Below are 22,127 nucleotides of genomic sequence, written 5' to 3'. Positions count from 1 at the left end.
AATGAATGACTACGTGAACGAGGTGGCGCTCGCTGAAGAGCCCGAAGAAACGTTATCAATGAACCCCCGTAAGTTTATCTTGTGGCTGTTCATTGTAAGTATAATTATGATTTTTGCCGCTATGACCAGTGCCTATCTGGTTCGGCGTGCAGAGGGAAACTGGCTAGAGTACGAAATTCCGTCAATTTTTGCGTACAGTTCGGGCGTATTGGTGCTGAGTAGCCTGACAATGCATTGGGCTTACATAGCGGCAAAAAAAGACAACTTCAACGCCCTCAAACTAGCAATAAGCATTACTTTTGCGCTCGGTCTAGTATTCCTGTACATGCAGTTTCAGGGATGGGTCGCTTTAGTTGACGAAAAAGTATTTTTTGTCGGTAATCCGGCCGGTTCATTCATGTATGTGTTCACTGGATTACATGCATTTCACCTGATATCTGGGTTACTGGTACTGGTATCTGCATTGTGGGCTGCATTTCGTATACGAATTCATGCTAAAAGCTTGAATCAGCTGGAAATCGCGGCCACTTACTGGCATTTTCTGGACATTCTCTGGATTTATTTGTTTTTCTTTTTAGTCTATTTTCATTGATAATCGTTTAAAGGTATGGCGGCTACCGCAACCCATGAACCTCTGACAACCGAATCGGACGCCGTGTTCGATAAGAAATCCTGGATGGGTGGGGTTGAACCTATGCGAGCGAGCTATGGCAAGCTCATGATGTGGTTCTTCCTGATTTCAGACACATTCACGTTCTCAGCCCTGTTGGTTACGTACGGTCTGATCCGGTATAGCTATCCTGCTTGGGACCCTGCTGTCGATGGCGAGGTGTTCCAATTTTCAAATCAGTACTGGCCAACGCCCGAAGAAGTGTACAATGCTGTACCTTTCTTACATGGTATCGACCTGCCGCTGATTTTCGTAGGTATCATGACCTTCATCCTGATCTTTAGCAGCGTGACGATGGTGCTTGCTGTCGAAGCAGGTCATCGGATGGACCGGAAAGACGTTGAGAAGTATATGTTGTGGACAATCCTGGGTGGATTCACCTTTCTGGGGAGCCAGGCGTGGGAGTGGTCGCACTTTATCCATGGTACGGAAACGGGGACGGTCATCAGTGAAATCGTAAATGGTCAGACGATTCAGCGGACTATTTTTGGCGCTAACCTGGTAGAGAACCAATACGGCCCTCCGGCTTTTGCAGACTTGTTCTTCTTCATTACCGGTTTCCACGGCACGCACGTCTTCAGTGGTGTAGTCCTGAACATTCTGATCTTCTACCGGGCAGCAACGGGCTTATATGAACGTCGTGGCCACTACGAAATGGTCGAGAAAGTAGGTCTATACTGGCACTTTGTCGATCTGGTGTGGGTATTTGTGTTCACCTTCTTCTATCTCGTATAACGTCTTTATTACCTACTGATATGGCATCGCACGAACAGGCAACTGAGCATTTGCACGAAATACCACCCGCTAACACGGGCGTAATCTGGCGGACGTTCTGGATCTTGGCAGCAATTACAGCTGTTGAATTTACACTGGCTTATTTCATGAAGCCTGGCGGTTTTCGGACGTCAATCTTCGTAATCATGACGTTGATAAAAGCGTTCTACATTGTCGGTGAGTTCATGCACTTGAAGCACGAAGTGAAGAGCTTGATCTGGGCAATCGTAGTACCAATAATCTTTGTGATCTGGCTGCTGGTCGCTCTGCTCAACGAAGGAGCTGCCATCTTCGTGGATCGTTGGTAAGCTGATTTTGGTTGTAGATAAGAAGATGACTCAGTACTCATCTTGGTATCGACACTAGATAGTACCATAGTTATGTCAAAGAAAATGAAAGCCGGGATACTAGTTGCAACGCTGGTAGTCCCGGCTTTGCTGTATCTATTTCTGCGGTTTGCTACCCAAAACCATTACGTCCTACCGCGTTATCTACCGCTTATCGACTCGATGGCAGGGGGGGCTAAAATCGGTACGGTCAAGTTGGCCGATGGGAGCGAGGTTACCGACACGCTTTACCACCGGATTCCGCCTTTTAAGTTGATCGATCAGAATGGGGATACGGTTACTCAGTCTATCGTAGCGGGAAAGCTATACGTTGCTGATTTCTTTTTTACGCGTTGCGGAACGATATGCCCAAAAATTTCTTCGCAGCTTACGCGGGTGCAGGATATTTTCCGGGACAAGACTACTGTCAAGTTTTTGTCGTTCTCCGTCGATCCTGAACACGATAATCCTGCTAAACTGAAGGAGTATGCGCAACGGTATGATGCCATACCGAACAAGTGGTATTTCCTGACTGGAAAGAAAGCTGACATTTATAATCTGGCCATGACCGGATTCTATCTACCAGCTGTTGACGCCGGCGTGAAGGCTGGTAAACCCGACGAAACTTTTATTCACAGCGAAAAGTTGGTTTTAGTAGACAAGGATGGGATTGTCCGTGGCTTTTACGACGGTACGGACAAAGAAGATGTAGATCGATTGGTCTTGGAAATCAGGGTCCTACTGGATATATACAGCAAGGAATAAGTTCATCAAATGGAAACGCTACAACCAGTACAGGAGAAGAAGGCAAATCGGCTCATTAATGTGCTGTCTATTGCTATACCAGTGGCTGTCGCTGTGCTTCTCGGCGTCCGGCAGAAGGTAGATCTGGGTCATTGGACAACCTACCTGACGCATCTGAATGCGGTTATCAATTCGATTACGGCTGTACTGCTAATTCTAGGCTTGTATTTTATAAAACAGAAGAACGTAGCTGCACACCGGAGAACGATGCTTGCCGCCTTTGGACTCGGTTCATTGTTTTTGGTTAGCTACGTACTGTACCACCTGACAAACGAATCGACCTCGTTTGGCGGACAGGGCTGGTTGCGCCCAGTATATTATTTCCTGCTTGTTTCGCACATCGTTCTGTCTGTCGTTGTCGTGTGGTTTGTACTGCGGGCCGTGTACTTCGCGTTGAGCGGACAGTTTGCCCAACACGTGAAAGCGGTCAAATGGGCATTTCCAATCTGGCTGTACGTCAGTATTACGGGTGTCGTCGTTTATTTTATGATTCGGCCTTATTACCTACATTAATTCACGTATTATGAAACGCTGGACAGTTGCACTGGTTATATTGTTGCTGGTTGCTGCTCACTCTGATCTGCTGGCACAGTGTGCTATGTGTCGGGGGACGGTTGAAAGCACGGTCAGCAACGGGCGGAGCGTAGTAGCTTCGCAGCTCAATATTGGCATTATGTATCTGCTTGCCGCACCCTATCTGATTGTAACCGTGATCGGGTACATGTGGTATCGGAATAGTAAACGCGAACATGGAAAACGTCTCGAAATTGCAGGCCGTGTCAAACGGGTTATGTCCTCGATGTAGACAAGGGAAGATTTTCTGTAAACCCTTCTATTCGCCACGCGGATTCGATGACATGTACGAACACTGCCCGCATTGTGGGCTACGGTACGAGATAGAACCCGGCTATTTTGTCGGGGCGATGTACGTAAGTTATGCTATTTCGGGGGGCGTTGCCCTATTGATCGGATTTCTTCTCTTTTACCTAGCTGATGACCCTGAGGGCTGGGTTTATGCTGCTGTGGTGGCACCGGTGATGGTGCTGATTGCACCGATTAACTTTCGACTATCACGCGTAATATGGCTACACTACGTAGCCGGAATCAAGTACCAACCGGGACTCTAGTAGCTAGAGTCCTTTTTTTATTCGAAAAAGTTTGACAGCCGTGCAACCTTCGTCGGCTTGCGTTGCATCTTGTGGGTAAATAGGGTAACCACATGCTTCGACTTATACCGTTTTTCACGACCGAAACTCAACTTATCGCTGCGCTCAGGCGCGGAGAAAGTCGGGCGCACAAGGTGGCGTACGAGCGGTTTTCAGGCCGGATGCTGGCGGTGTGTATGCGTTACTGCGCTAATCGCGACGATGCGGAGGAGGTCATGATCGACGGCTTCATGCGCGTTTTTGAAAAAATCAGCCAGTTTCGTGAAGATGGCAGTTTCGAGGGCTGGATTCGGCGCGTTATGGTTACTGAGTCGCTAATGTTTTTGCGCAAGAATAAGCAATGGCGTCAGGAAATTCCCATCGATGATGTAACCGTCGAGCCTGACTATGCATGGGCCGACACCGCCATCCACGAAAATGAGTTGCTGCGGATGGTCAATCAACTGCCAGACGGGTATCGAACGGTGTTTAACCTCTACGCCATCGAAGGGTATAATCACGCAGAAATTGCGGAGTTACTGGGTATATCGGAGGGAACGTCGAAGTCGCAGCTTAGTCGGGCCAGGGCTATTCTTCAAGCCACTATTGCGAAAGCGGAACAAGAACAACAAACGAATGGACAAGCAACAAAACTTCGAAAAAAATCCTCTTGATGAGCTGTTTGCCCGCAAGCTGGGTAAGCTGGAACGCCCCCCCTCACCGGACAGCTTTGCCCGGTTGCAGCAGCGTATGCAGAGTGGTCAGGAACAACCACGGATGGTTATGTGGCGGAATCCTACCTTACAAATAGCCGTTGCGGCCTGCGTTGCGATTGCTTTTTTAATGGGATGGCTTTACACCGGTGATAAGTCTGGTAGTCTGGTAACCGGCTCAGGGCAGGCCGTAGCTATTCAGAAGCAACAATCCGAAAAGCCGGCAAACTACGAGAACAAAGGACTTGCTGAAAACGCGACAGTGGACAAAGCAACACAGGTAGCTCAGACAGCAAACACTATTACGTCAGAACAAGGCCGATCGGTAAAGCCGACGCAGCCGAAGACTGATGCGGTTGAGCCGTCGGTAAATAAGCAGTTGATTGCCGGTAAGGTGGCCAGTCCGAAAGAAACGCAACCTGAAATGACGACACCGGTCGTGGCTAAATCGGCAACAGAAGCGGTAGCGACAACGAAAGCGACATCCACCGCGCCTGTAAAGCCCGCCGAGCGGGTGTTGGTCGTAACGATTGAAGAACCTGAAGCGTTGGTTGCTGCCCGGCAGACCGCTGCGTCGGTAGTCAACAACATGCCCGTGTTAGCAGCAAGTTCGTCGAAAGAAGCGAAAGCGACCTTCTGGCAACAGGTGAAGCGGCTCAAGCAGGACGACGATGTAGCCCGAAAAGAAGATCACACGGATGAAAGCGGGTTGTTAAGTCGGGCTTATAAAGGAATCAAACAACGGCTGGAAAAAGACAAACAAACCAAGCAATGAGCGGACGGGTCAACGCAATTATAGCTTTACTGTTATGCCTGTATGGAACGAGTAGCCAGGCGAAAGGGGGGCAGCCAACCGATTCGCTGGTGATCCGATTCGCCAACCGAACCCGCATGGTCATTTACGCCCCCGACAAAGCCGGGATTCAGGCGCTAAGCAATTACGATTTAAACAAGATCGTCCGGGAAATGGGGATGAAACTAGACTCCGTGCCCAACGGTCAGACGGCTATCAGCCGGGATGGCGATCGATTTCTAAAAGACACATTGCTGGTTGTCACCCGACGGAAAGACGGCGTTATGATCGTGATTAACGATACCGATACGACACGCTCAGACTCATCCCGCAACCGGCGCGATTACAAGCAGGCCATCAATAAACGAAACCGAAACAGCTGGGATCGGGGTATCGATGTTCAGCTTGGTCTGAATACCTTACTTACCGGAACGACTGTGCCGGGCTACGCGCCAAGTCAGTACGAATTACGGCCTTTTGGCTCACGCTATATCGCTGTAAACTTCCGGCAGCGTCCGACAATCGTGAATGGTAAGCGCGCCAAGTTGAGTGTTCAATACGGAATAGAAGCCGCCTGGAGCAATTATATGTTCGACAACAACGTGGTTACCAGTCGGGGGACCGATGGAGTCGTGTTTGCCCCTTACAGCGAGCGACTGGCTAAGTCGAAGCTCACTACGTTTGCGGTTCAGGCACCGATTGTACCCCGACTAAGTTTCTACAGTGCGTCAGGACGAAAGACGTTCCATATCGGCCTGGGGGGATTCATTGGCTACCGGCTGGATAGCTACACGAAAATAAAACGGGAAAACGGCGACAAAAGCCGGGAGCACAACAGCTTTTACCTGAACAGTCTACGTTACGGACTGGTTGGTCATATTGGTCTGCAACGAACGAGCCTGTTTGTCAAATACGATCTGAATCCGCTCTTTCAGGACGGAAAAGGACCGGATGTGCGCTCGCTCAGTTTCGGCATTATGTTATGACAGAAAAGAAATCAGTTGCTATCGTTGGCTTGGGCTGGCTTGGGCTGCCACTGGCGGAGTCATTGCAACAGCAAGGGTTTAGCGTAAAAGGAAGTACGACGACGCCGGAGAAAGCAGCCCGGTTAGCCAAGCAGGGAATCGATGCGCAGGTAGTTCGGTTCGAGCCGGCACCGACCGCTGATGTAGCCAAGCTGGTCAGCGCTGATGCTATTGTTATCAACATCCCACCGAAAGCGGGCATGCAGGGCGATGCTTTTCATCCGCAGCAGATTGGCTACCTAGTCGACGCGATTCGAAAACAGGGAGCCCGGCATGTCGTTTACGTCAGTTCCACATCTGTTTATCCTGAACAGACCGAGCCAGTCAGGCCAAGTGTAGAGGATGACGTACAGACACCGGAGCAGTCAGCTGCGCCCGCTTTGGTCGAAGCTGAACAAAAGGTGCTGACACTAGCACCGGAGCGACTGGTGACGATCCTGCGCTGTGGTGGGCTGATGGGTTACGAACGTATTCCGGGTAAGTACGTTGCTGGCAAAACAATCGATACGGGTACTGTACCGGTCAACTATATTCACCGGGACGACGTGATCGGTCTGTTAAGCACTATTCTGGCGAATAAGCTGCAAGGCACGTTCAATGCCGTGGCACCTGAGCATCCTACCCGTGAAGCCATCTACCGGAAGAGTTGCGCCGACTTCGGCTATGAACTGCCCACATTCGTAACACCCGATAAACCGCTATCCTATAAAGTAATCAGCCCCGATAAACTAATACAGGCCACGGACTACCAGTTCCGCTATCCCAATCCACTCGACTTTCCGTACGGATCAGGAGCGTAGCAGTTGCCGCATCCGGGTCATGAAGAACCCACCGGTTGGCCGGGGCCGGGGTGTAATCGCCCGGTTCAAGGCAGCCAGGAACAGGAAGTAGCCGCGACCGTGCCAGGCACGGAACTGCTCGCATAATGACGTGTCGTATTTCGGCAGGTAGTCGAGCAGTTGATCCAGGTCGAACTTATCGGCCGCGACGCCTACGCCCGCCCGCTGCCCATCGATGGCGTTGCAGGCCTGCTCGTAGTGGTTTGGCTGCGGAATCATCAATACCGGTTTGCCCAGATAAGCGGCTTCACAAACCGACTCAAAGCCCGCCGTCGTAACCACCGCCCGGCTCCGGGACATGAACTCAAGGAAACGCTTACCATTGATCGCATGGTAGGTCAACGTTTCGTCGACTACCTGATCGGGGCCGGTAGCCTGTGCATGGAAACCGTCGATCGGAATATCGGGATGCTGCCGGTGGGCCTTTTCGACTTCGCACCGCAGGCCGGGTTGTGTTACGTAAGCCAGTAGGGCATCGCCCGCTTCGGGCGTTAACCGGGTAACTTCCTGTCGGAGTAATGGCGGCACGATACGCACGCGCTGATTCGGGGCATCGGGCTGTTGGTCGAAGGACAAAGCCAGTATTTCCTCGGCACCAAAACAGGTCATGTGAACACTAAGCCGGAACGCCTGCCGGTAGAGCCATTGCCCCACTGGGCGTTGAAAATTCGGGTGGAAAGCCATGTACTGATGGGCGACGCAGACCATCGGAACCGATGGTCGGAGCAGGCCATAGGTCAGGCCACCCAGCATCTCGAAGAAATTCATGACGACATCGGGCCGCTGTTGCTCGATAATGTCATACACCTGCCGTAAACTGCGCCAGAGACCGCCCAGGTGCCGGATGGCATACAAGGTCGTTTTCGTAGGTTGCAGCGCGTTGGTGGCTGGGTTGTAAAACAAACCAGGACTAAAGATCGGCGTGATCGGTGCACTGAACGCATCCCGGAAAAACGAGGGTACCTCTCGTTGATCGGTCACACTGACGAGTGCGCCCGTTACCTCGTGGCCGGCCGTTTGCAGAAGCTGCGCAAACGAAAGTGCCTGCGTTAAATGACCCCGCCCTTCCCCCTGAACAATGAATAAAACGCGCATGGCAACTGCCAATTGATTAAGTAAAGATAAACAGGTTACGCAACGAATGAGCCCTCGCCGTCGGCCTTCCGGGCAAGTTTGCTGGATTCCTTTTCTACGGCTCCCTCGTCGTCCGACGATAAATCGGAGGTGTAGTACAGCAGGCTCCAGTTGCCGGTATGGTCTTCCACCAGCGCACTCAGTGATTCAACCCAGTCGCCGGAATTCATGTACGAAATTCCGTCGAAGTCGCGAATGGCGGGTTGGTGAATGTGTCCACAGATGACCCCGTCGCAACCACGGGCACGGGCCAGTTCGGTTAGTTTCTGTTCGTAATCGGAGATATAGCTAACCGCCTTTTTGATCCGCGACTTCACCTGCTGCGAGAGCGAATAGTACGGCTTGCCCTGCCAACGGCGATACTGATTGTAAAACTTGTTCACCCACAGCAGAAACGTGTAGCCAATGTCGCCCAGGTAAGCCAGCCACTTCATGTGCGACGTGATGGAATCAAATACATCGCCGTGGGTTACGTAAAACCGGCGGTGGCCTGACGTAAGCGTATAATCTTTACGAATCGAGAAGTTCTTCCCAACCCGTAGGGGCATCACCTGATCGAGAAAGTCGTCGTGGTTACCCCGCAGGTAGATAACTTTGGTATCGTAGTGAACGATTTGCTTTAAAACCGTTTTAAAAAAAGCGGTGTGTTTTTTCTTCCACGTACCGTACTGCTTCAACTGCCAGCCATCGATAATATCCCCGTTGAGGATAAGTCGTTGACAGGAATAGTTGCGTAAGAATTCAGTGGCTTCCTTAGCCTTTGAGCCAGCAGTGCCAAGGTGAATATCAGAGAGAACAATAGTGCGGAACTGCGTACCAGATTTCATGGACGAAGCTACCCAGCCAATGTGACGTGCGTTTTATGCGTATGTTACCAAATTGCCAACTTTTCCTCCTTGTGGTCAGTTGGTTACAGAAAAATACCACTCGATAAATAAATGGAAAACCCTGTATTGATATTCGGTGCCGGAAGCCTGGGTCTGACGGCTCTCGACCTATTCCAGCGTAATAATGTAGTTGTATACGGCCTGCTCGACGACAACGCCGAACTACACGGTAAAGAGTTTGGCGATATCACCGTGTTGGGCGATACCGACGACGATGGGTATTTAAAACTGATTGGCCAGAAGTGCGAAGGGTTCGTTGCTATCAGCGATGGCCGCGTGCGCAAACGGCTGGTGAAAATGCTGAACGAACGCCGGAAGGTGCAGCCCGTCAACGCGATTCACGACACGGCGGTGGTGTCGGCGATGGCAACCATCGGGCATGGCAATCTGATTGCAGCCCGGGCTGTGGTCAATCCTTACGCCGAAGTAGGGCAGCACTGCCTGATTCTGGCTGGCTCGCTGATCGACACGCAGGCCAAACTAGGCGATTTTGTCCAGATCGGAGCAGGCTGCGTCGTCAACAGTGGTGTAACGATCGAAGAAGGCGCGTTTGTCGGGAGCGGAGCCGTTATTGTATCTGGCGTAACGATTGGCAAAAACGCGCGGATTGGAGCCGGGTCGGTAGTCGTGGAGAATGTTGACGCTAATGCTACCGTATTCGGTAATCCGGCCAAGAAACTGGGCTAGCAGGCGCTAACGGGAACGGCTATTCGTTAAGGACAATCCGAAACGTCGTTCCCTTGCCTACTTCCGAGCTTTTGACGAACAACTTGCCGTTGTGGTATTCTTCGATGATCCGCTTGGCAAGCGTCAGCCCCAACCCCCAACCGCGCTTCTTGGTGCTAAAACCGGGATTGAACACCTTCTGCATGTTGGCCTTCGAAATGCCTTTGCCAGTGTCTGTAATGTCGATAGCGATCCGCTGATTAGGCAAGGCCTGCATGTTGAGCCGTAGTTCACCAACGCCTTTCATGGCGTCGACCGCATTTTTACAGATATTCTCGATCACCCACTCGAATAGCAGCCGGTTGATCTGTACGGTTTTCTCGGCAGGTAGCTGACTGGCCAAACTCATCTTTACTTTGGTCGAGATACGTCTCGACAGGTAATCGGTCAGCTGGCTGACTGTTTCGTTGATGTTTTCTTCCTTCAGGGTCGGAACAGAACCGATGCTTGAGAAACGGGCGGTAATCGTTTCCAGCCGGTTGACGTCTTTTTCGATCTCGTCGGTAATCGACACATCATACTGATCCGGGTCGGACCGCATGTATTCGACCCACGCCATTAGCGACGAGAGGGGGGTTCCCAACTGATGAGCCGTTTCTTTGGCCAGGCCAACCCATACCCGGTTCTGCTCGGCCCGGCGCGATGAACTAAACGCCAGGTAAGCCAGTATCCCCAGCGCCAGCAGAATTGTCAACAGGGCATAGGGGAAGTAAGTAAGCTGCCGGAGCAGGGGCGAATTGTCGTAGTAAACCAGGCCCCGCTCGCCATTTCCCATCTCGACAATTACCGGTGCATGCCGTTTACGCATATCGGCGATAATACTACGGAGTTCACGCTGCGTTTCGTCGACGGTTAGGCCAGTGGCGAGGGTAATGTTATTGGGCTTGGCGATTTCACCGTTCGGGTCGACGTAGATGGCCGGAATCGTTTTGTTCGCTTCTAGAATCTCGCTCGTGACGAATGTAAGGTCGCCGGAGTTGATGTGGCTGGGGTCGACCAGATACGCAATGCTGTTAGCGTAAAGCTTGACGTATTGCTGCTCGCGGAGCTCCAGCTTTTCGATCAGGCGATTGGTGTATAACAGCGACCCAGTACCGACTAACAGCAGATTCAACGCGACAATGATCTTGAGGACGTTGTTCTGATTATAAATATCGAACGATTTCAGCATATGCCTACTGGGTTGAACGATCGCTTGATTGGGCTGTCGTTCAGGAGAAACCCATGTGGTTTGTTACAAACTTACGGATAGTCGGTATACGACTTAACCGGTGATGAAAGGGACGTGACTTTAGTAACAATAAAACGACAAAATAGGTGTAAATGATGCGCCATCCGAACGTCTGAGGATACCCGGCTGTTGTACCTGTAAATAGGATTCTGTCGAGACAGTTGCGAGTAGTTTGGATGGATTCTAAATAAAGGAAAGCTACGGGTCGCCTGTTTCTATCTCCGGTATTTGTGGCGTAATTTTGTGTTGGCCGATGGCCATTTAGCGCGTTCTGTTACCATGTTAAATACCTTCCGCTCGATTAGTCTGTCGTACAAAACAGCACCGCTTCAGGTACGCGACCTAATTGCACTGAACGAAGAGGAAGCCAGGCGTTTCATGCTTCGGTTGCGGGATTTTTTCGCCCTGACCGATCTGCTCGTCATTTCAACCTGTAACCGGACCGAGGTATACTACGCCTTCGATCCCGCCAGTACAGAAACTGACATCAGCACCGACATCATCCGGCTATTGCTGATCGAGAAAGGCCTGACCGATACCGACAATTACCTGCCTTATTTCGACGTATTTGCCAACCACGACGATGCTGTCCGGCATCTGTTTGAAGTCTGCACCGGCCTTCATTCACAGGTGGTAGGCGATATGCAGATTCCTAACCAGGTGAAGCAGTCCTACCAGTGGTCTGCAGATCTTGACATGGCCGGTCCGTTTCTGCATCGGCTGATGCACACGATCTTCTTCACCAACAAGCGGGTTGCTCAGGAAACATCATTCCGCGATGGTGCAGCATCGGTATCCTATGCCGCTGTTGAGCTGATCGACGAGCTGATGAGTGTTCAGGTGACGCCGAACATTCTGGTTGTAGGACTTGGCGAAATCGGAACCGACGTGTTTCGTAACCTCGATGCCCGCAAGCTGGGAAACCTGACGCTCATCAACCGCACGCGGTCGAAAGCGGAAGTACTGGCCGAAGGAACCGAGTACCGTGTGGCCGATTGGGCGCAGCTGACGGAAGAAATTCAGCGGGCCGACGTTATCATTTCGTCGGTGCAGCGCGACGAGCCGCTGATTACACCCCAGTTTCTGACGGGGCTGACCGTACTGACGTATAAATACTTCATCGATCTGTCGGTGCCTCGCAGTATCGATGCCGCTATTGAGCAGCTTCCGGGCGTCCTGGTTTATAACATTGATCATATTCAAAGCCGGGCCGATGAAGCCTTAAATCGGCGTTTGGCTGCGGTTCCGCAGGTAGAAGCAATTATCACCCAGGCAACGACGGAGTTTGGTGACTGGTCGAAGGAGATGATGGTATCGCCGACGATCAACAAGCTGAAAAATGCGCTGGAGCAGATTCGTCGCGATGAGATTGCCCGGCACATCAAACACCTGACACCCGACGAGTCGGAAAAGATCGACCGAATCACGAAAGGTATCATGCAGAAGATCATCAAACTGCCGGTATTGCAACTGAAGGCGGCTTGCAAACGTGGTGAAGCCGAAACGCTCATCGATGTATTGAATGACCTGTTCGATCTCGAAAATCAGACGGTAGACGAGCCGAAGCGCTTCGTGTAACCCGACTTAATCATGGCCATATTCGAAAGCCCGAGCAGGAAGCCTGCTCGGGCTTTCGGTTGCTTTGGGGTTACGAAATTGTGTAAAAACGAGGGTGCGTGCTAACCGATTGGGTCGTTACTTTTCGTTACTAGTGTATTCACAACAGTAATTTGCTAGGGAAATCATTACACAGATTACCGGCTCATACGGCACATGGCTCGTTTACTAAATGTACTTCTTCGGTTCGGTATGATTGCGCTGATTATTGCCGGACTAATTGCTGTCTGGGAGCAGGTTCGCGGTCTGGAATCATTGAGCCGCTTTCGACGGGATAAGCAGACGACACAGCACATTATCCTGAAAGAAGTAACAGCGCTGGGACGACTCGAACTGGTAAAATATACATTCAAAGACATCGTTGAACACGAGCAGGTTAACATGCTGTTGCCGAACGCTAATGCGGTACTGATCGTGGAGGGCGAAGCGACGGGATGTATCGACCTGACGCAGGTTCGGGCAGACGATATACAGACGGATGCAGATTCGATTACTATTCGACTGCCACAGCCGGAATTGTGCGGCTGGAAGGTTAATCACGATCGGTCGAGGGTATACGATACTCACTTCGCATTCCTGGACGAGTCACAGTTGGTAAGCGACGCGTACCGGCAGGCAGAACGACAGATCAAACAGTCGGCACTGACGAGTGGTATACTTACACAAACCCGCGCGAATGCAAATCAGATGCTGCGACCGTTACTGGAGCGTATATCTGGAAAAAAAGTAAGCCTACAGTTTGACTAGCCAATGCAAAATTGTATTGTGCATTGATTTTTGGCCACTAACGACGTAACGGGCGGCTGTATATCGACGTTCGTTCTTGACTATTAACCCTATGGATACAAACAAGGTCACTGTATCAACAGGAAGCTTACTCGTTGCCGAGCCTTTCCTGGGTGATGGTAATTTTGATCGCAGTGTCGTGCTGATCTGTGAATACAGCCCTGCCGGTACGTTTGGACTGATCATGAATCAGGCAACGGATTTGCAACTGAGTGATGTGCTGGAAGACGTTTACGCCGATCTGCCGTTGTTTGTCGGTGGACCGGTGCAGCAAAACACGCTTCACTTCATCCACCGTCGCCCGGACCTGATCGAAGGGTCGATTCTGGTGGATGAAGGGCTGTACTGGAGCGGTGATTTTGAGCAGGTAAAACAGGCCGTCAACATGGGAACGCTAACCGAGCAGGATATCCGGTTTTTTCTCGGCTATTCTGGCTGGGATGGCGGGCAGCTCACCAGTGAGATTCGTCATAAATCGTGGATTGTTACCCGTGCCGATGCCGAGTTCCTGTTTGAAACGCCCGCGCCAGACTTCTGGCGTGACGTACTGAATCGCATGGGAGGGATGTACCGAACGATCGCGCACTACCCAGCCGACCCTAGTCTGAACTAACTAGTAGGTGCCGATAAAGCGGTGCGACGGAGACAGGATAAAGGCGTTCTTAACTTTTTTTAAACCAATTTTACGGGATGAAAGCGCGTTATCGAACGGAACCACTTTCGTAAATTATCCCGTATGCATACACATCGACTGCTCGTTTTTGCCGTGCTTCTCACGCTGGCAACTCCACTCATAAGCCAAGCGCAAAGTAACAAGCCATACGGCGGGCATTTCGGCCTGAAAGTGGGCGCAAACTTCAACCGGATCAGTATCTCAGGTACTACCGCCAACATTCCCAAACAACGGCTCGATTTTACCCTGGGCGGTATGTACCGGTATCGCATCAACAAGTTCGTGGCCCAGCCCGAAGTCCTGTTGTCGATGAAAGGAGCCACGTTTCAGGCTGAAGTAGCGGGGGGAAACCGGTCGACGACGAAAATTGCGTATCCGTACGTGAGCGTGCCCCTGCTGCTCGGCTACATTCCTACCGAAGGACTGACCATTCAGGCGGGGCCGGAGTTTAGTTACGCACTGACGGCGGGTCAGTCGGGCGGGCCGGGCGCAAAAACCGATGTCGGCGCTGTGCTGGGTATTCATTACGACTTTCTTGACATGGCCGACAAGTTTAGCCTGCACCTGCGCTACATCTATGGCTTCAACAACGTGTCGCCTGAAGCTGGTGCCAACTATTACAACCGCGTACTCCAGGCAGCTATCGTGTACAATCTGTATCCGAAGAAAAAGAAGTAAGAGTTACGGTTTACGGTGAACCGTCATACGGTACTCGATGGGCTGGCCACTGGACGATGACCCACCGAAAACTGCAAACTAGATACCATTGTACACCGATTATGCTTTCCGACTTCGGTACGCTGCTGTTGTTTATTCTGGCGGCCTTCGCCTTCATCGCGCTGGTCTTGTTCGGTGCGCGATTCCTGCGCCCTGACCGACCTAACATCGAGAAGAACAGCACGTACGAATCGGGGGAAGAGCCGGTCGGCAACGCCAATATTCAGTTCAATATCCGGTTCTACGTGGTGGCGCTGGTATTTGTGCTGTTCGATGTCGAACTGGTCTTTTTATTCCCGTGGGCAACGGTATTCGGACAGGCGCGGCTGATCGAGGCAACGGGCGGGCGCTGGGGCTGGTTTGCCCTGACGGAAGTGATTCTATTCGTCGTCGTGCTGGCGCTCGGGCTGGCTTATGTCTGGGCGAAAGGCTACCTCGACTGGGTGAAGCCCCAGCCGAAACTCCCGACCGTGGAAACTAAGGTGCCGATGGACTTGTATAAACAAGTAAATGAACGATTCAAATGAAGTGATTGAGTGGTTAAATGATTGAAAGATAGAATGTGTCAACCACTTATTATTCAATCATTCTGTCATTCAATTACTCAATCCATCAATATGGATAAATCCGGCGATACGGGCGTGATTCTGATCCGCTCTGAAGAATTGCTCAACTGGTCGCGAGAGAAATCGCTCTGGCCGTTGACCTTTGGGTTGGCTTGCTGTGCCATTGAGATGATGGGGGCTATGGCGTCGAACTATGACCTCGAACGGTTTGGTATCTTTCCCCGCCCGTCCCCCCGGCAAGCCGATATTATGATTGTGTCGGGAACGGTAACCTATAAAATGGCGGACCGTATCCGGCGACTGTACGAGCAGATGGCCGAACCACGTTACGTGATCTCGATGGGTTCCTGCTCAAACTGTGGCGGCCCGTACTGGCAGCATGGTTATCATGTTGTGAAAGGCGTCGATCGGATTATTCCGGTAGATGTGTACGTCCCCGGTTGTCCCCCGCGCCCCGAAGCCCTGATTGATGGGTTCTTGAAACTACAGGAGAAAATCCGCACGGAACACCCGCTGCTGGGTACCAAAGAAATCGTACTTTCGGACGACAAACCGGCTGAATCAGACGATCTTCGGCTCCGCTCCTGATGAAACATTGTACCCTCGCGTGGCGACAGACATTGGCTTCCCTGCCGATGGTGGGCTTGATTTATGGCCTGACGCTGGGGTTGGCCCTGCTGGTGGCGCTGCCCATGTACGGCACGCTGACGACTGAAGACCAAAACTCACTGGCTTTTCTGAAGCTGTTAACCGGCTTTGACTATACCATCGTTTCTGATTTTATGAATCGGAGCGGGGCGGCTGTCAAAGCCGTTTTCGGTATGGTCCGCTGGTTGAACCTGACCTACCTGTTCCTGACCATTTTCCTGACGGGGGGGATTCTGCTGCGTTTTGCGCAACTCAGCAGCCTGCAAAGCCGACCAGCCGGCATGGGCAGTCGGTTTCGGGCCGGGCTTTTCTGGGACGGGTGTAGTCAATATGTGGGGCGGATGCTTCGATTGTTCGGGGTAACGCTGCTGTTTGTACTGGTCACGGCGGTAATCTGGCTGATTATCGGTATTCTGGTTGGGAGCGCCGTCAGTAACAGCGAGACCGAACGGGAGACAATCGGCGTTAGCCTTGTCTTCTTTGCCTTGTTCGCCTTTACAACGACGCTATTGCTGTGCATCGGCGATTTCGCTAAACTGATTCTCTTCCGCGATGACGCGCACGGGGCCTTCCGGGCGTTCGGTCAGGCCGGGCGATTGGTCCTGCGCAACTTGCTTCGTACGTACGGGCTCTACCTCGTGTTCATCCTGATCGGAACGGGCTGCTTCGCGCTGTATTTCGTTCTAGAAAGTCTGCTAACCGTTGATGGCTGGCTGATGATCGCTGTGCTGTTTGTTGTTCAGCAGGTGTTGATCGCGAGCCGGGTTGCGTTAAAAGTTTGGTGGCTTGGTACCGCCTACGGTATTGTCCAGTCATTACCCCAGCCAGTAAGGCCTGCACCAGCCACGTTTACCCTGCCAACGCGAACAGATGAGGACCCCGACGGTATGCAGGCTGCTCTCAGCTGATTGGGGTTGTGTTTGCGCTCTTCTGTCATTACGACGGAGGAAGGAATCTTCGGGAAGGGCAACAGGCCCCGTAGCTTATTGAAGATCCCCGCTCTGGCCGGCCAGGTCGCAGGCTCGGGATGATAAAATAACTCTCCTAAACAAGCAATCGGTTCATTTCACAACGTCGTTTGGCGTTACGAAATGAACCGATTGCTTGTTTGCTAACTCGTTTAAATCGCCAGAATCTTGAACTCGGTCCGGCGGTTGCGCTGATGTTCCTCTTCAGTCTTTGCGTTTTTCACAACCAGCTGAGTTTCACCGTATCCTTTAGCCGTAATGCGACTAGCGTCAACACCTTTTGAGACGATATAGTCGACAGCCGATTGTGCCCGGTTCTGCGATAGTTTAGTGTTATAAGCATCGCTGGCACGCGCATCCGTATGCGAGCCCAGTTCAATTTTTAGCGTTGGGTTGTCTTTCAGGATTGTTACCAGCTTGTCGAGTTCTTCGGCCGCGTCGGGGCGAATGTTAAACTTGTCGAAGTCGTAGTAGATATTCTCCAGCACAAATGTTTTGTTGAGCGTTCCCTTATCCAGCAGAATCGCGACGTTGAACGTCGTATCGGTCTGGGGTTTGGTCAGGAAAATCTGGGGAATGCTCTTGCCCTGCATTGTAAACGGTTCCCGACGGGTCAGGTAGCCCTTACGCTCCGCCAGAATCGTGTAATCTTTCCCTTCCTGCAACGGGTACTTGCCAAACGTGCCGGCCTGCCCGGTCGTCACTTCGGCGATTGGCTCACCTGTCGCATCATCCAGAATACGTACGCGTGCCGAGTCGAGTGGCGATACCGGAGTGTCATTGCTTGATACGGTGCCAGCCAGGAAGTAGCGAACCGTTTTAAGACCGCCCGGTGGGGTCTTTCCAACAATCGTCGTGGTCGTATCGGGTTCGGGACCTTCCTGGAAAAAGTAAATGTCGTCGTCACCCTTACCGCCCGGCCGATTCGAAGCCAGATACCCTTTCGTCGGATTGACGTAGATCAGACCAAAGTCATCGGCGGGGGAGTTGATCGGCTGTCCCATGTTTTCAACCCGCGTGACGCCCCCTGAACGAGTGGCGACGAAGACATCGAGTTTACCCAGACCGGGATGTCCGTCGGAGGAGAAGTACAGCTTGGCGTCGGGACCAACGTACGGGAACATCTCGTCGCCGGGGGTGTTGATGTCACGGCCCATGTTGACCGGACGACTAAACCGCCCCGATGCGTCGATGCTTGTGCGGTAGAGGTCGATGCCACCAGCCCCACCGGCCCGATTAGACGCAAAATACAACGTCTTACCGTCGCCCGAAAAAGCAGGTGAGCCGTCCCAGGCGGTTGAATCGCTGATCGGCAGACGCAGCGGCTGACTCCAGACATTGCCTTCGCCCAGCCGACTTAGGTAGAGGTCGACATCCAGGCCACCTTTACGTTTACCGTTGTTGCCTCGTGCAAAGACCATCGTCTTGCCGTCTTTCGAGAAAGCCGGGGTACCTTCGTTGACGTCGCCCTGATAGACGTTAGTGCTGAACTTCTCGGGTGACCCAACTGGTGAGGTTGCGCCAGTTTCGTCGGTAGCGGGTAGTTTTACTTTGTACAGACCGAGCATTTGCTGCCCGTTGTTTTTATACTGCGTCTCCTTACGCGAAGCAGTAAACACAAGCTCGTCGCCTTTCAATACCGGCGCAAACTCAGCGCCCTGCGAATTCAGGCCGTTCATGTTTTTCAGCGTAATCAGCGACTTGTTCTGGGCAATGACGTTGATCGCTTTGAGCGTTTCGACCTCCCGTCGGGCCTTGTCGAGCGTTGGCTTTGCGGTGTTCTTCGGTGCATCGGCAACGAACTGCTGCAACTGGGTCAGGGCCTCGGGGTACCGGCCTTCTGACTTCAACGCGTAACCGTAGTACAGATGGGCGTTGGGTTCGGTCGTCTTGGCGTCGATGGCTTTCTGGTAGAAGGGAGCGGCTTCGGCGAAGCGGTTCGACTGCCGGTACGACTCAGCTATGTAGTAATTCAGCCGGGCCGGATCGATGTTGCCTTTCGACGCCTTGTCAAACTGAGTCAGTGCCAGATTATATTCGCCGGCGTCGTAATGGCGGACGCCTTTTTTATAAGCTTGCAAAGCCGAATTACAGCCTGAAAGCCCCGCCGTCAGCCCCAGAACAACCAGCAGTGCAGGTAAAGTATTGATTTTCATACGAGTGAATCAACAAAGAACAGTTACACGCCCAAGATACTAGAAATCTAAGCGGGTGTTACAGTAACGAATTGAATGGTCTGTTTATTGGCTCTCAATCAGGGTGCGCGTGGTATCGGCGGAACCCGTAACTTGCCCCCATAACGCATTGCCTAAATCCCACAAAACCATAGTTATGTCTGCTTACGTTGCCGCCATTGACCAGGGCACCACGAGTACCCGCTGTATTGTATTCGACCGGCAGGGCCAAATTGTTTCACTGGCCCAGAAAGAACACCAGCAAATTTATCCACAGCCCGGCTGGGTGGAACACGATCCTGATGAAATCTGGCGGAATACGCTCGAAGTTATCGCGCTTGCCCGGATCAAGGCGGGCTTGTCGGCCAGCGATATTGCCGCTATCGGCATTACGAATCAGCGCGAAACGACGGTCGTCTGGAATCGCCGGACAGGCAAGCCGTATTACAACGCCATCGTCTGGCAGGACATGCGGACGGCTGAACTGGTTACGCAGTTTGCTGCGCATGACGAGCTGGGGCAAGACCGGTTTCGGGATAAGACAGGACTTCCATTGGCCACTTATTTTAGTGGATTAAAGCTGAAATGGCTGCTCGATAACGTGCCGGGCCTACGCGAAGATGCCGAGCGGGGGGATGCCTGCTTCGGAAATATGGACACGTTTGTGGTCTGGCACCTGACGGGTGGCGTGCAAAATGGACTGCACCTGACCGACGTTACCAACGCCAGCCGGACGCAGCTTATGAATCTGCACACACTCGACTGGGACGACGACCTGCTGCGCGATTTTACCGTGCCCCGCGCCATGTTGCCCGAAATCCGGTGTAGCAGCGAGGTATACGGCAACGTTACCTCTGAGGTGCTACCCGACGTACCCATTGCCGGAATTCTGGGCGATCAGCAGGCTGCCCTTGTCGGGCAGACCTGTTATGAACCGGGACAGGCCAAAAACACGTACGGAACGGGCTGTTTCCTACTGATGAATACCGGTACCGAGCTGCGCCCATCAACCTGTGGACTGCTTACGACGGTAGCGTATCAGTTCAAAGGACAACCGGCGCACTATGCCCTGGAAGGTAGCGTAGCGATCACGGGGGCTCTGGTGCAGTGGCTGCGCGATAACCTGGGTATGATCAAAAAAAGCACCGACATCGAAGACCTGGCCCGTTCGGTCGAAGATAATGGTGGTGCTTATTTCGTCCCGGCTTTCTCTGGTCTGTACGCACCACACTGGCGGTCCGACGCGCGTGGTGTTATCGCCGGTCTGACGCGGTTCGTTACGAAAGCGCACATTGCCCGCGCTGTACTGGAAGCAACGGCCTATCAGACGGTCGATGTTGTGCGAGCGATGGAAAAAGACGCCGGCGTTTCGCTCCGCTCGTTGCGCGTCGACGGCGGTATGGTCGGTAACGCGCTACTGATGCAATTTCAATCCGATATGCTCGATGAGCCGGTTGTCTGTCCACGGATGACTGAAACAACCGCCCTTGGTGCCGCTTACGCGGCTGGTCTGGCGGTGGGCTACTGGAAAAATCTGGATGATCTGCGTCAGAACTGGGGTATCGCCCGAACGTATGAGCCGCACATGGACGAGGCACAGCGTGCCCGACTCATGCGTGGCTGGCAAAAGGCCGTCGAGCGCTCGTTTGGCTGGGAGGAGTAAAAGCTTTGGGTCTACTCTTGGAAGGAGGGTGTATCAGAGGCCACGATACGAGTCGTAGGCTTTTTCTACCCCTAAATCCCCTGAAGGGGACTTAGTTCACAGACGTGTAAAGTCCCCTTCAGGGGATTTAGGGGTAAAAGAGTCTGCTCCTAAAACCAGTTGATCAACACGAATCAAAACCTTATAACTCCTCATTCAGCGGGGAGGGCTTTCACCCAATACACCATCGTCTTGGCCGTCGATTCGGTCTCGCCGATGTCGGGCCAGTGAAAGGTACTTTGCAGGGCCGGTTCCTGGCGGTAGCCGCGTTTCGTCCAGAACTCGTCTAGGGGCCGGTAACCAGCGGGGCGCTGCGGATGATCGACGGGGCGTTGTACTGCGCAAAAGCAGGTGAGCGTGTATTGGTCGAATTGCCGGGCGTGGGCTTCCCGTTCGTCGAAAAAGCGGTGCCCCAGGCCGTAACCCCGGTAGGCTGGCAGCAGAATGCTTTCCCCGAAATAAAAGACCGAGTTGAGGTCGTAGCCAGCATCGCGGAAGGGCTGTTGTACCTCGGTTGTTTCATCGGTCAACGGAAGGGCTGTCGTGGCACCAACCATCTGGTCGCTGTCCCAGGCGGTAAACAGTAAAGCACGCTCCGACTGCATGTACGTTTCCAGATAGGCCCGTTCGTAGGCTACACTGCCTTCGTAGCAGTACGGAAAGTCGCGGAAGACTGTGATGCGCAACTGGGCTAGTTCATCCAATACAGTACGAATGGCCGACCCGGTCAGCCATTCGTAGCGCAGTGTCGTTGCCGGTTTATTCTTCACCGGCTACCAGCGATATCCAGAGTGGTAGGTTGTAATACGTCGTGACGCGGGCGATTTTGCCTTCGTCGGTCAACTGCATAAATGAACCTGCGGGTAACACATACGCCTGTCCATCAGCCTCGGGCAGGTCGCCGTCGGTTTTTTTGTAAGTACCGTTCACAACGAACTCGCTGCCCACACGCTTGCCCGTCGGGTCGACCATGACAACCAGTTCGGTCAACGTTTCTTCGTAGCAGTCTTCCATATGTTTCAGAAACTGCGTGAAGTGCTCTTTTCCCTGGTATGTTTCGCCCTGATTGCTGTCGTGCTGAACATCGTCGGTCAGCATGTTCAGCATGGCCTGCCAGTCCCGTCGGTTGAAAGCGTTGTAATAGCTGGTAACAATGTCGTGTGCGTTCATAGGGTGTTTTTTTATCAGTTTCGGCCCGGTGAGTTGGCC

At 52.4% G+C, this 22,127-nt stretch carries 26 protein-coding genes; 20 read left to right on the top strand and 6 right to left on the bottom strand.

Annotation, left to right across the window (positions count from 1 at the left end; all coding sequences use genetic code 11):
• The first annotated feature begins 1 nt into the window (after nt 1).
• The 11 genes from CLV58_RS02930 to CLV58_RS02880 all read left to right on the top strand — a co-directional run bounded on the left by CLV58_RS02930 (nt 2) and on the right by CLV58_RS02880 (nt 7,050).
• Nucleotides 2–592 carry a cytochrome c oxidase subunit 3 gene (locus CLV58_RS02930; RefSeq protein WP_106136281.1) on the top strand — a complete coding sequence of 197 codons (591 nt, stop codon included), beginning with the start codon at nt 2–4 and terminating at the stop codon, nt 590–592.
• 15 nt (nt 593–607) lie between these two features.
• Entirely contained in the window at nt 608–1,405 is a 798-nt protein-coding gene (locus CLV58_RS02925) for a cytochrome c oxidase subunit 3 (protein ID WP_106136280.1), read from the top strand.
• A 20-nt stretch (nt 1,406–1,425) separates the two neighbouring features.
• Nucleotides 1,426–1,752: a cytochrome C oxidase subunit IV family protein gene (locus tag CLV58_RS02920; protein ID WP_106136279.1), complete on the top strand. Its 327-nt coding sequence runs from the start codon at nt 1,426–1,428 to the stop codon at nt 1,750–1,752.
• Nucleotides 1,753–1,824: 72 nt separating this feature from the next.
• Nucleotides 1,825–2,535 (top strand): SCO family protein, encoded by a 711-nt coding sequence (locus tag CLV58_RS02915; protein ID WP_106136278.1) that lies wholly within the window; start codon nt 1,825–1,827, stop codon nt 2,533–2,535.
• Between the two features lie 9 nt (nt 2,536–2,544).
• The gene (locus CLV58_RS02910) at nt 2,545–3,087 is read left to right on the top strand and encodes a DUF420 domain-containing protein (protein ID WP_106136277.1); all 543 of its coding nucleotides are present in this window, start codon (nt 2,545–2,547) and stop codon (nt 3,085–3,087) included.
• Between the two features lie 10 nt (nt 3,088–3,097).
• Nucleotides 3,098–3,379, top strand: a complete 282-nt coding sequence (locus tag CLV58_RS02905) for a hypothetical protein (RefSeq protein WP_106136276.1) — start codon at nt 3,098–3,100, stop codon at nt 3,377–3,379.
• Nucleotides 3,324–3,701, top strand: a complete 378-nt coding sequence (locus CLV58_RS02900) for a DUF983 domain-containing protein (RefSeq protein ID WP_106136275.1) — start codon at nt 3,324–3,326, stop codon at nt 3,699–3,701. The genes CLV58_RS02905 and CLV58_RS02900 overlap by 56 nt, the downstream gene beginning before the upstream one ends.
• Before the next feature lie 92 nt (nt 3,702–3,793).
• Entirely contained in the window at nt 3,794–4,393 is a 600-nt protein-coding gene (locus tag CLV58_RS02895) for an RNA polymerase sigma factor (RefSeq protein ID WP_106136274.1), read from the top strand.
• Entirely contained in the window at nt 4,356–5,207 is an 852-nt protein-coding gene (locus tag CLV58_RS02890) for a hypothetical protein (RefSeq protein WP_106136273.1), read from the top strand. Before CLV58_RS02895 ends, CLV58_RS02890 begins: the two co-directional genes overlap by 38 nt.
• On the top strand, nt 5,204–6,211 hold the full coding sequence (locus CLV58_RS02885; RefSeq protein ID WP_106136272.1) for an outer membrane beta-barrel protein: 1,008 nt from the start codon (nt 5,204–5,206) through the stop codon (nt 6,209–6,211). Before CLV58_RS02890 ends, CLV58_RS02885 begins: the two co-directional genes overlap by 4 nt.
• Entirely contained in the window at nt 6,208–7,050 is an 843-nt protein-coding gene (locus tag CLV58_RS02880) for an NAD(P)H-binding protein (protein ID WP_106136271.1), read from the top strand. The genes CLV58_RS02885 and CLV58_RS02880 overlap by 4 nt, the downstream gene beginning before the upstream one ends.
• On the opposite strand, the gene CLV58_RS02875 is transcribed toward CLV58_RS02880, so the two are convergent.
• Nucleotides 7,039–8,184, bottom strand: coding sequence for a glycosyltransferase family protein (locus tag CLV58_RS02875; RefSeq protein ID WP_106136270.1), 1,146 nt, complete (start codon nt 8,182–8,184; stop codon nt 7,039–7,041). The genes CLV58_RS02880 and CLV58_RS02875 overlap by 12 nt on opposite strands.
• A 35-nt stretch (nt 8,185–8,219) precedes the next feature.
• Nucleotides 8,220–9,050: a UDP-2,3-diacylglucosamine diphosphatase gene (locus tag CLV58_RS02870; protein ID WP_106136269.1), complete on the bottom strand. Its 831-nt coding sequence runs from the start codon at nt 9,048–9,050 to the stop codon at nt 8,220–8,222.
• A gap of 111 nt (nt 9,051–9,161) precedes the next feature.
• Here CLV58_RS02870 and CLV58_RS02865 point away from each other — a divergent pair, with 111 nt between their 5' ends.
• Nucleotides 9,162–9,797: an acetyltransferase gene (locus CLV58_RS02865; protein WP_106136268.1), complete on the top strand. Its 636-nt coding sequence runs from the start codon at nt 9,162–9,164 to the stop codon at nt 9,795–9,797.
• 19 nt (nt 9,798–9,816) lie between these two features.
• Here the strand turns inward: CLV58_RS02865 and CLV58_RS02860 are convergent, their stop codons facing one another.
• A complete protein-coding gene (locus CLV58_RS02860; RefSeq protein WP_106136267.1) occupies nt 9,817–11,007 on the bottom strand; it encodes a sensor histidine kinase in 1,191 nt (396 codons plus the stop codon).
• Between the two features lie 339 nt (nt 11,008–11,346).
• Here CLV58_RS02860 and hemA point away from each other — a divergent pair, with 339 nt between their 5' ends.
• The 7 genes from hemA (at nt 11,347) to CLV58_RS02825 (ending at nt 16,982) form a co-directional block, all read left to right on the top strand.
• The gene (gene hemA / locus CLV58_RS02855; protein ID WP_106136266.1) at nt 11,347–12,645 is read left to right on the top strand and encodes a glutamyl-tRNA reductase; all 1,299 of its coding nucleotides are present in this window, start codon (nt 11,347–11,349) and stop codon (nt 12,643–12,645) included.
• A 195-nt stretch (nt 12,646–12,840) separates the two neighbouring features.
• On the top strand, nt 12,841–13,431 hold the full coding sequence (locus CLV58_RS02850; protein WP_106136265.1) for a DUF4230 domain-containing protein: 591 nt from the start codon (nt 12,841–12,843) through the stop codon (nt 13,429–13,431).
• Between the two features lie 91 nt (nt 13,432–13,522).
• Nucleotides 13,523–14,083 (top strand): YqgE/AlgH family protein, encoded by a 561-nt coding sequence (locus tag CLV58_RS02845; protein ID WP_106136264.1) that lies wholly within the window; start codon nt 13,523–13,525, stop codon nt 14,081–14,083.
• A gap of 123 nt (nt 14,084–14,206) precedes the next feature.
• Nucleotides 14,207–14,821 carry a porin family protein gene (locus CLV58_RS02840; protein ID WP_106136263.1) on the top strand — a complete coding sequence of 205 codons (615 nt, stop codon included), beginning with the start codon at nt 14,207–14,209 and terminating at the stop codon, nt 14,819–14,821.
• A 101-nt stretch (nt 14,822–14,922) separates the two neighbouring features.
• Nucleotides 14,923–15,387, top strand: coding sequence for an NADH-quinone oxidoreductase subunit A (locus tag CLV58_RS02835; RefSeq protein WP_106136262.1), 465 nt, complete (start codon nt 14,923–14,925; stop codon nt 15,385–15,387).
• A 90-nt stretch (nt 15,388–15,477) separates the two neighbouring features.
• Nucleotides 15,478–16,014 carry an NADH-quinone oxidoreductase subunit B gene (locus CLV58_RS02830; RefSeq protein ID WP_106136261.1) on the top strand — a complete coding sequence of 179 codons (537 nt, stop codon included), beginning with the start codon at nt 15,478–15,480 and terminating at the stop codon, nt 16,012–16,014.
• Nucleotides 16,014–16,982: a hypothetical protein gene (locus tag CLV58_RS02825; RefSeq protein ID WP_106136260.1), complete on the top strand. Its 969-nt coding sequence runs from the start codon at nt 16,014–16,016 to the stop codon at nt 16,980–16,982. The genes CLV58_RS02830 and CLV58_RS02825 overlap by 1 nt, the downstream gene beginning before the upstream one ends.
• Before the next feature lie 212 nt (nt 16,983–17,194).
• Here CLV58_RS02825 and CLV58_RS02820 read toward each other — a convergent pair whose 3' ends face one another.
• Complete coding sequence (locus CLV58_RS02820; protein WP_106136259.1) at nt 17,195–19,198, bottom strand: CHU_0125 family OmpA-like outer membrane integrity protein; 2,004 nt, start codon at nt 19,196–19,198, stop codon at nt 17,195–17,197.
• A 175-nt stretch (nt 19,199–19,373) separates the two neighbouring features.
• On the opposite strand from CLV58_RS02820, the gene glpK reads away from it, so the two are divergent.
• Nucleotides 19,374–20,879, top strand: a complete 1,506-nt coding sequence (gene glpK, locus CLV58_RS02815) for a glycerol kinase GlpK (RefSeq protein WP_106136258.1) — start codon at nt 19,374–19,376, stop codon at nt 20,877–20,879.
• A gap of 191 nt (nt 20,880–21,070) precedes the next feature.
• Here glpK and CLV58_RS02810 read toward each other — a convergent pair whose 3' ends face one another.
• Nucleotides 21,071–21,688, bottom strand: coding sequence for a GNAT family N-acetyltransferase (locus CLV58_RS02810; protein ID WP_245882184.1), 618 nt, complete (start codon nt 21,686–21,688; stop codon nt 21,071–21,073).
• Nucleotides 21,678–22,088: a ketosteroid isomerase-related protein gene (locus CLV58_RS02805; protein WP_106136257.1), complete on the bottom strand. Its 411-nt coding sequence runs from the start codon at nt 22,086–22,088 to the stop codon at nt 21,678–21,680. The genes CLV58_RS02810 and CLV58_RS02805 overlap by 11 nt, the downstream gene beginning before the upstream one ends.
• Nucleotides 22,089–22,127 lie beyond the last annotated feature (39 nt).

It is taken from the genome of Spirosoma oryzae (genome assembly GCF_003002825.1).
Taxonomy (GTDB): domain Bacteria; phylum Bacteroidota; class Bacteroidia; order Cytophagales; family Spirosomataceae; genus Spirosoma; species Spirosoma oryzae.
Note: the sequence above shows the minus strand (reverse complement) of the source record. Positions and strands in the feature narration are given on the sequence as shown.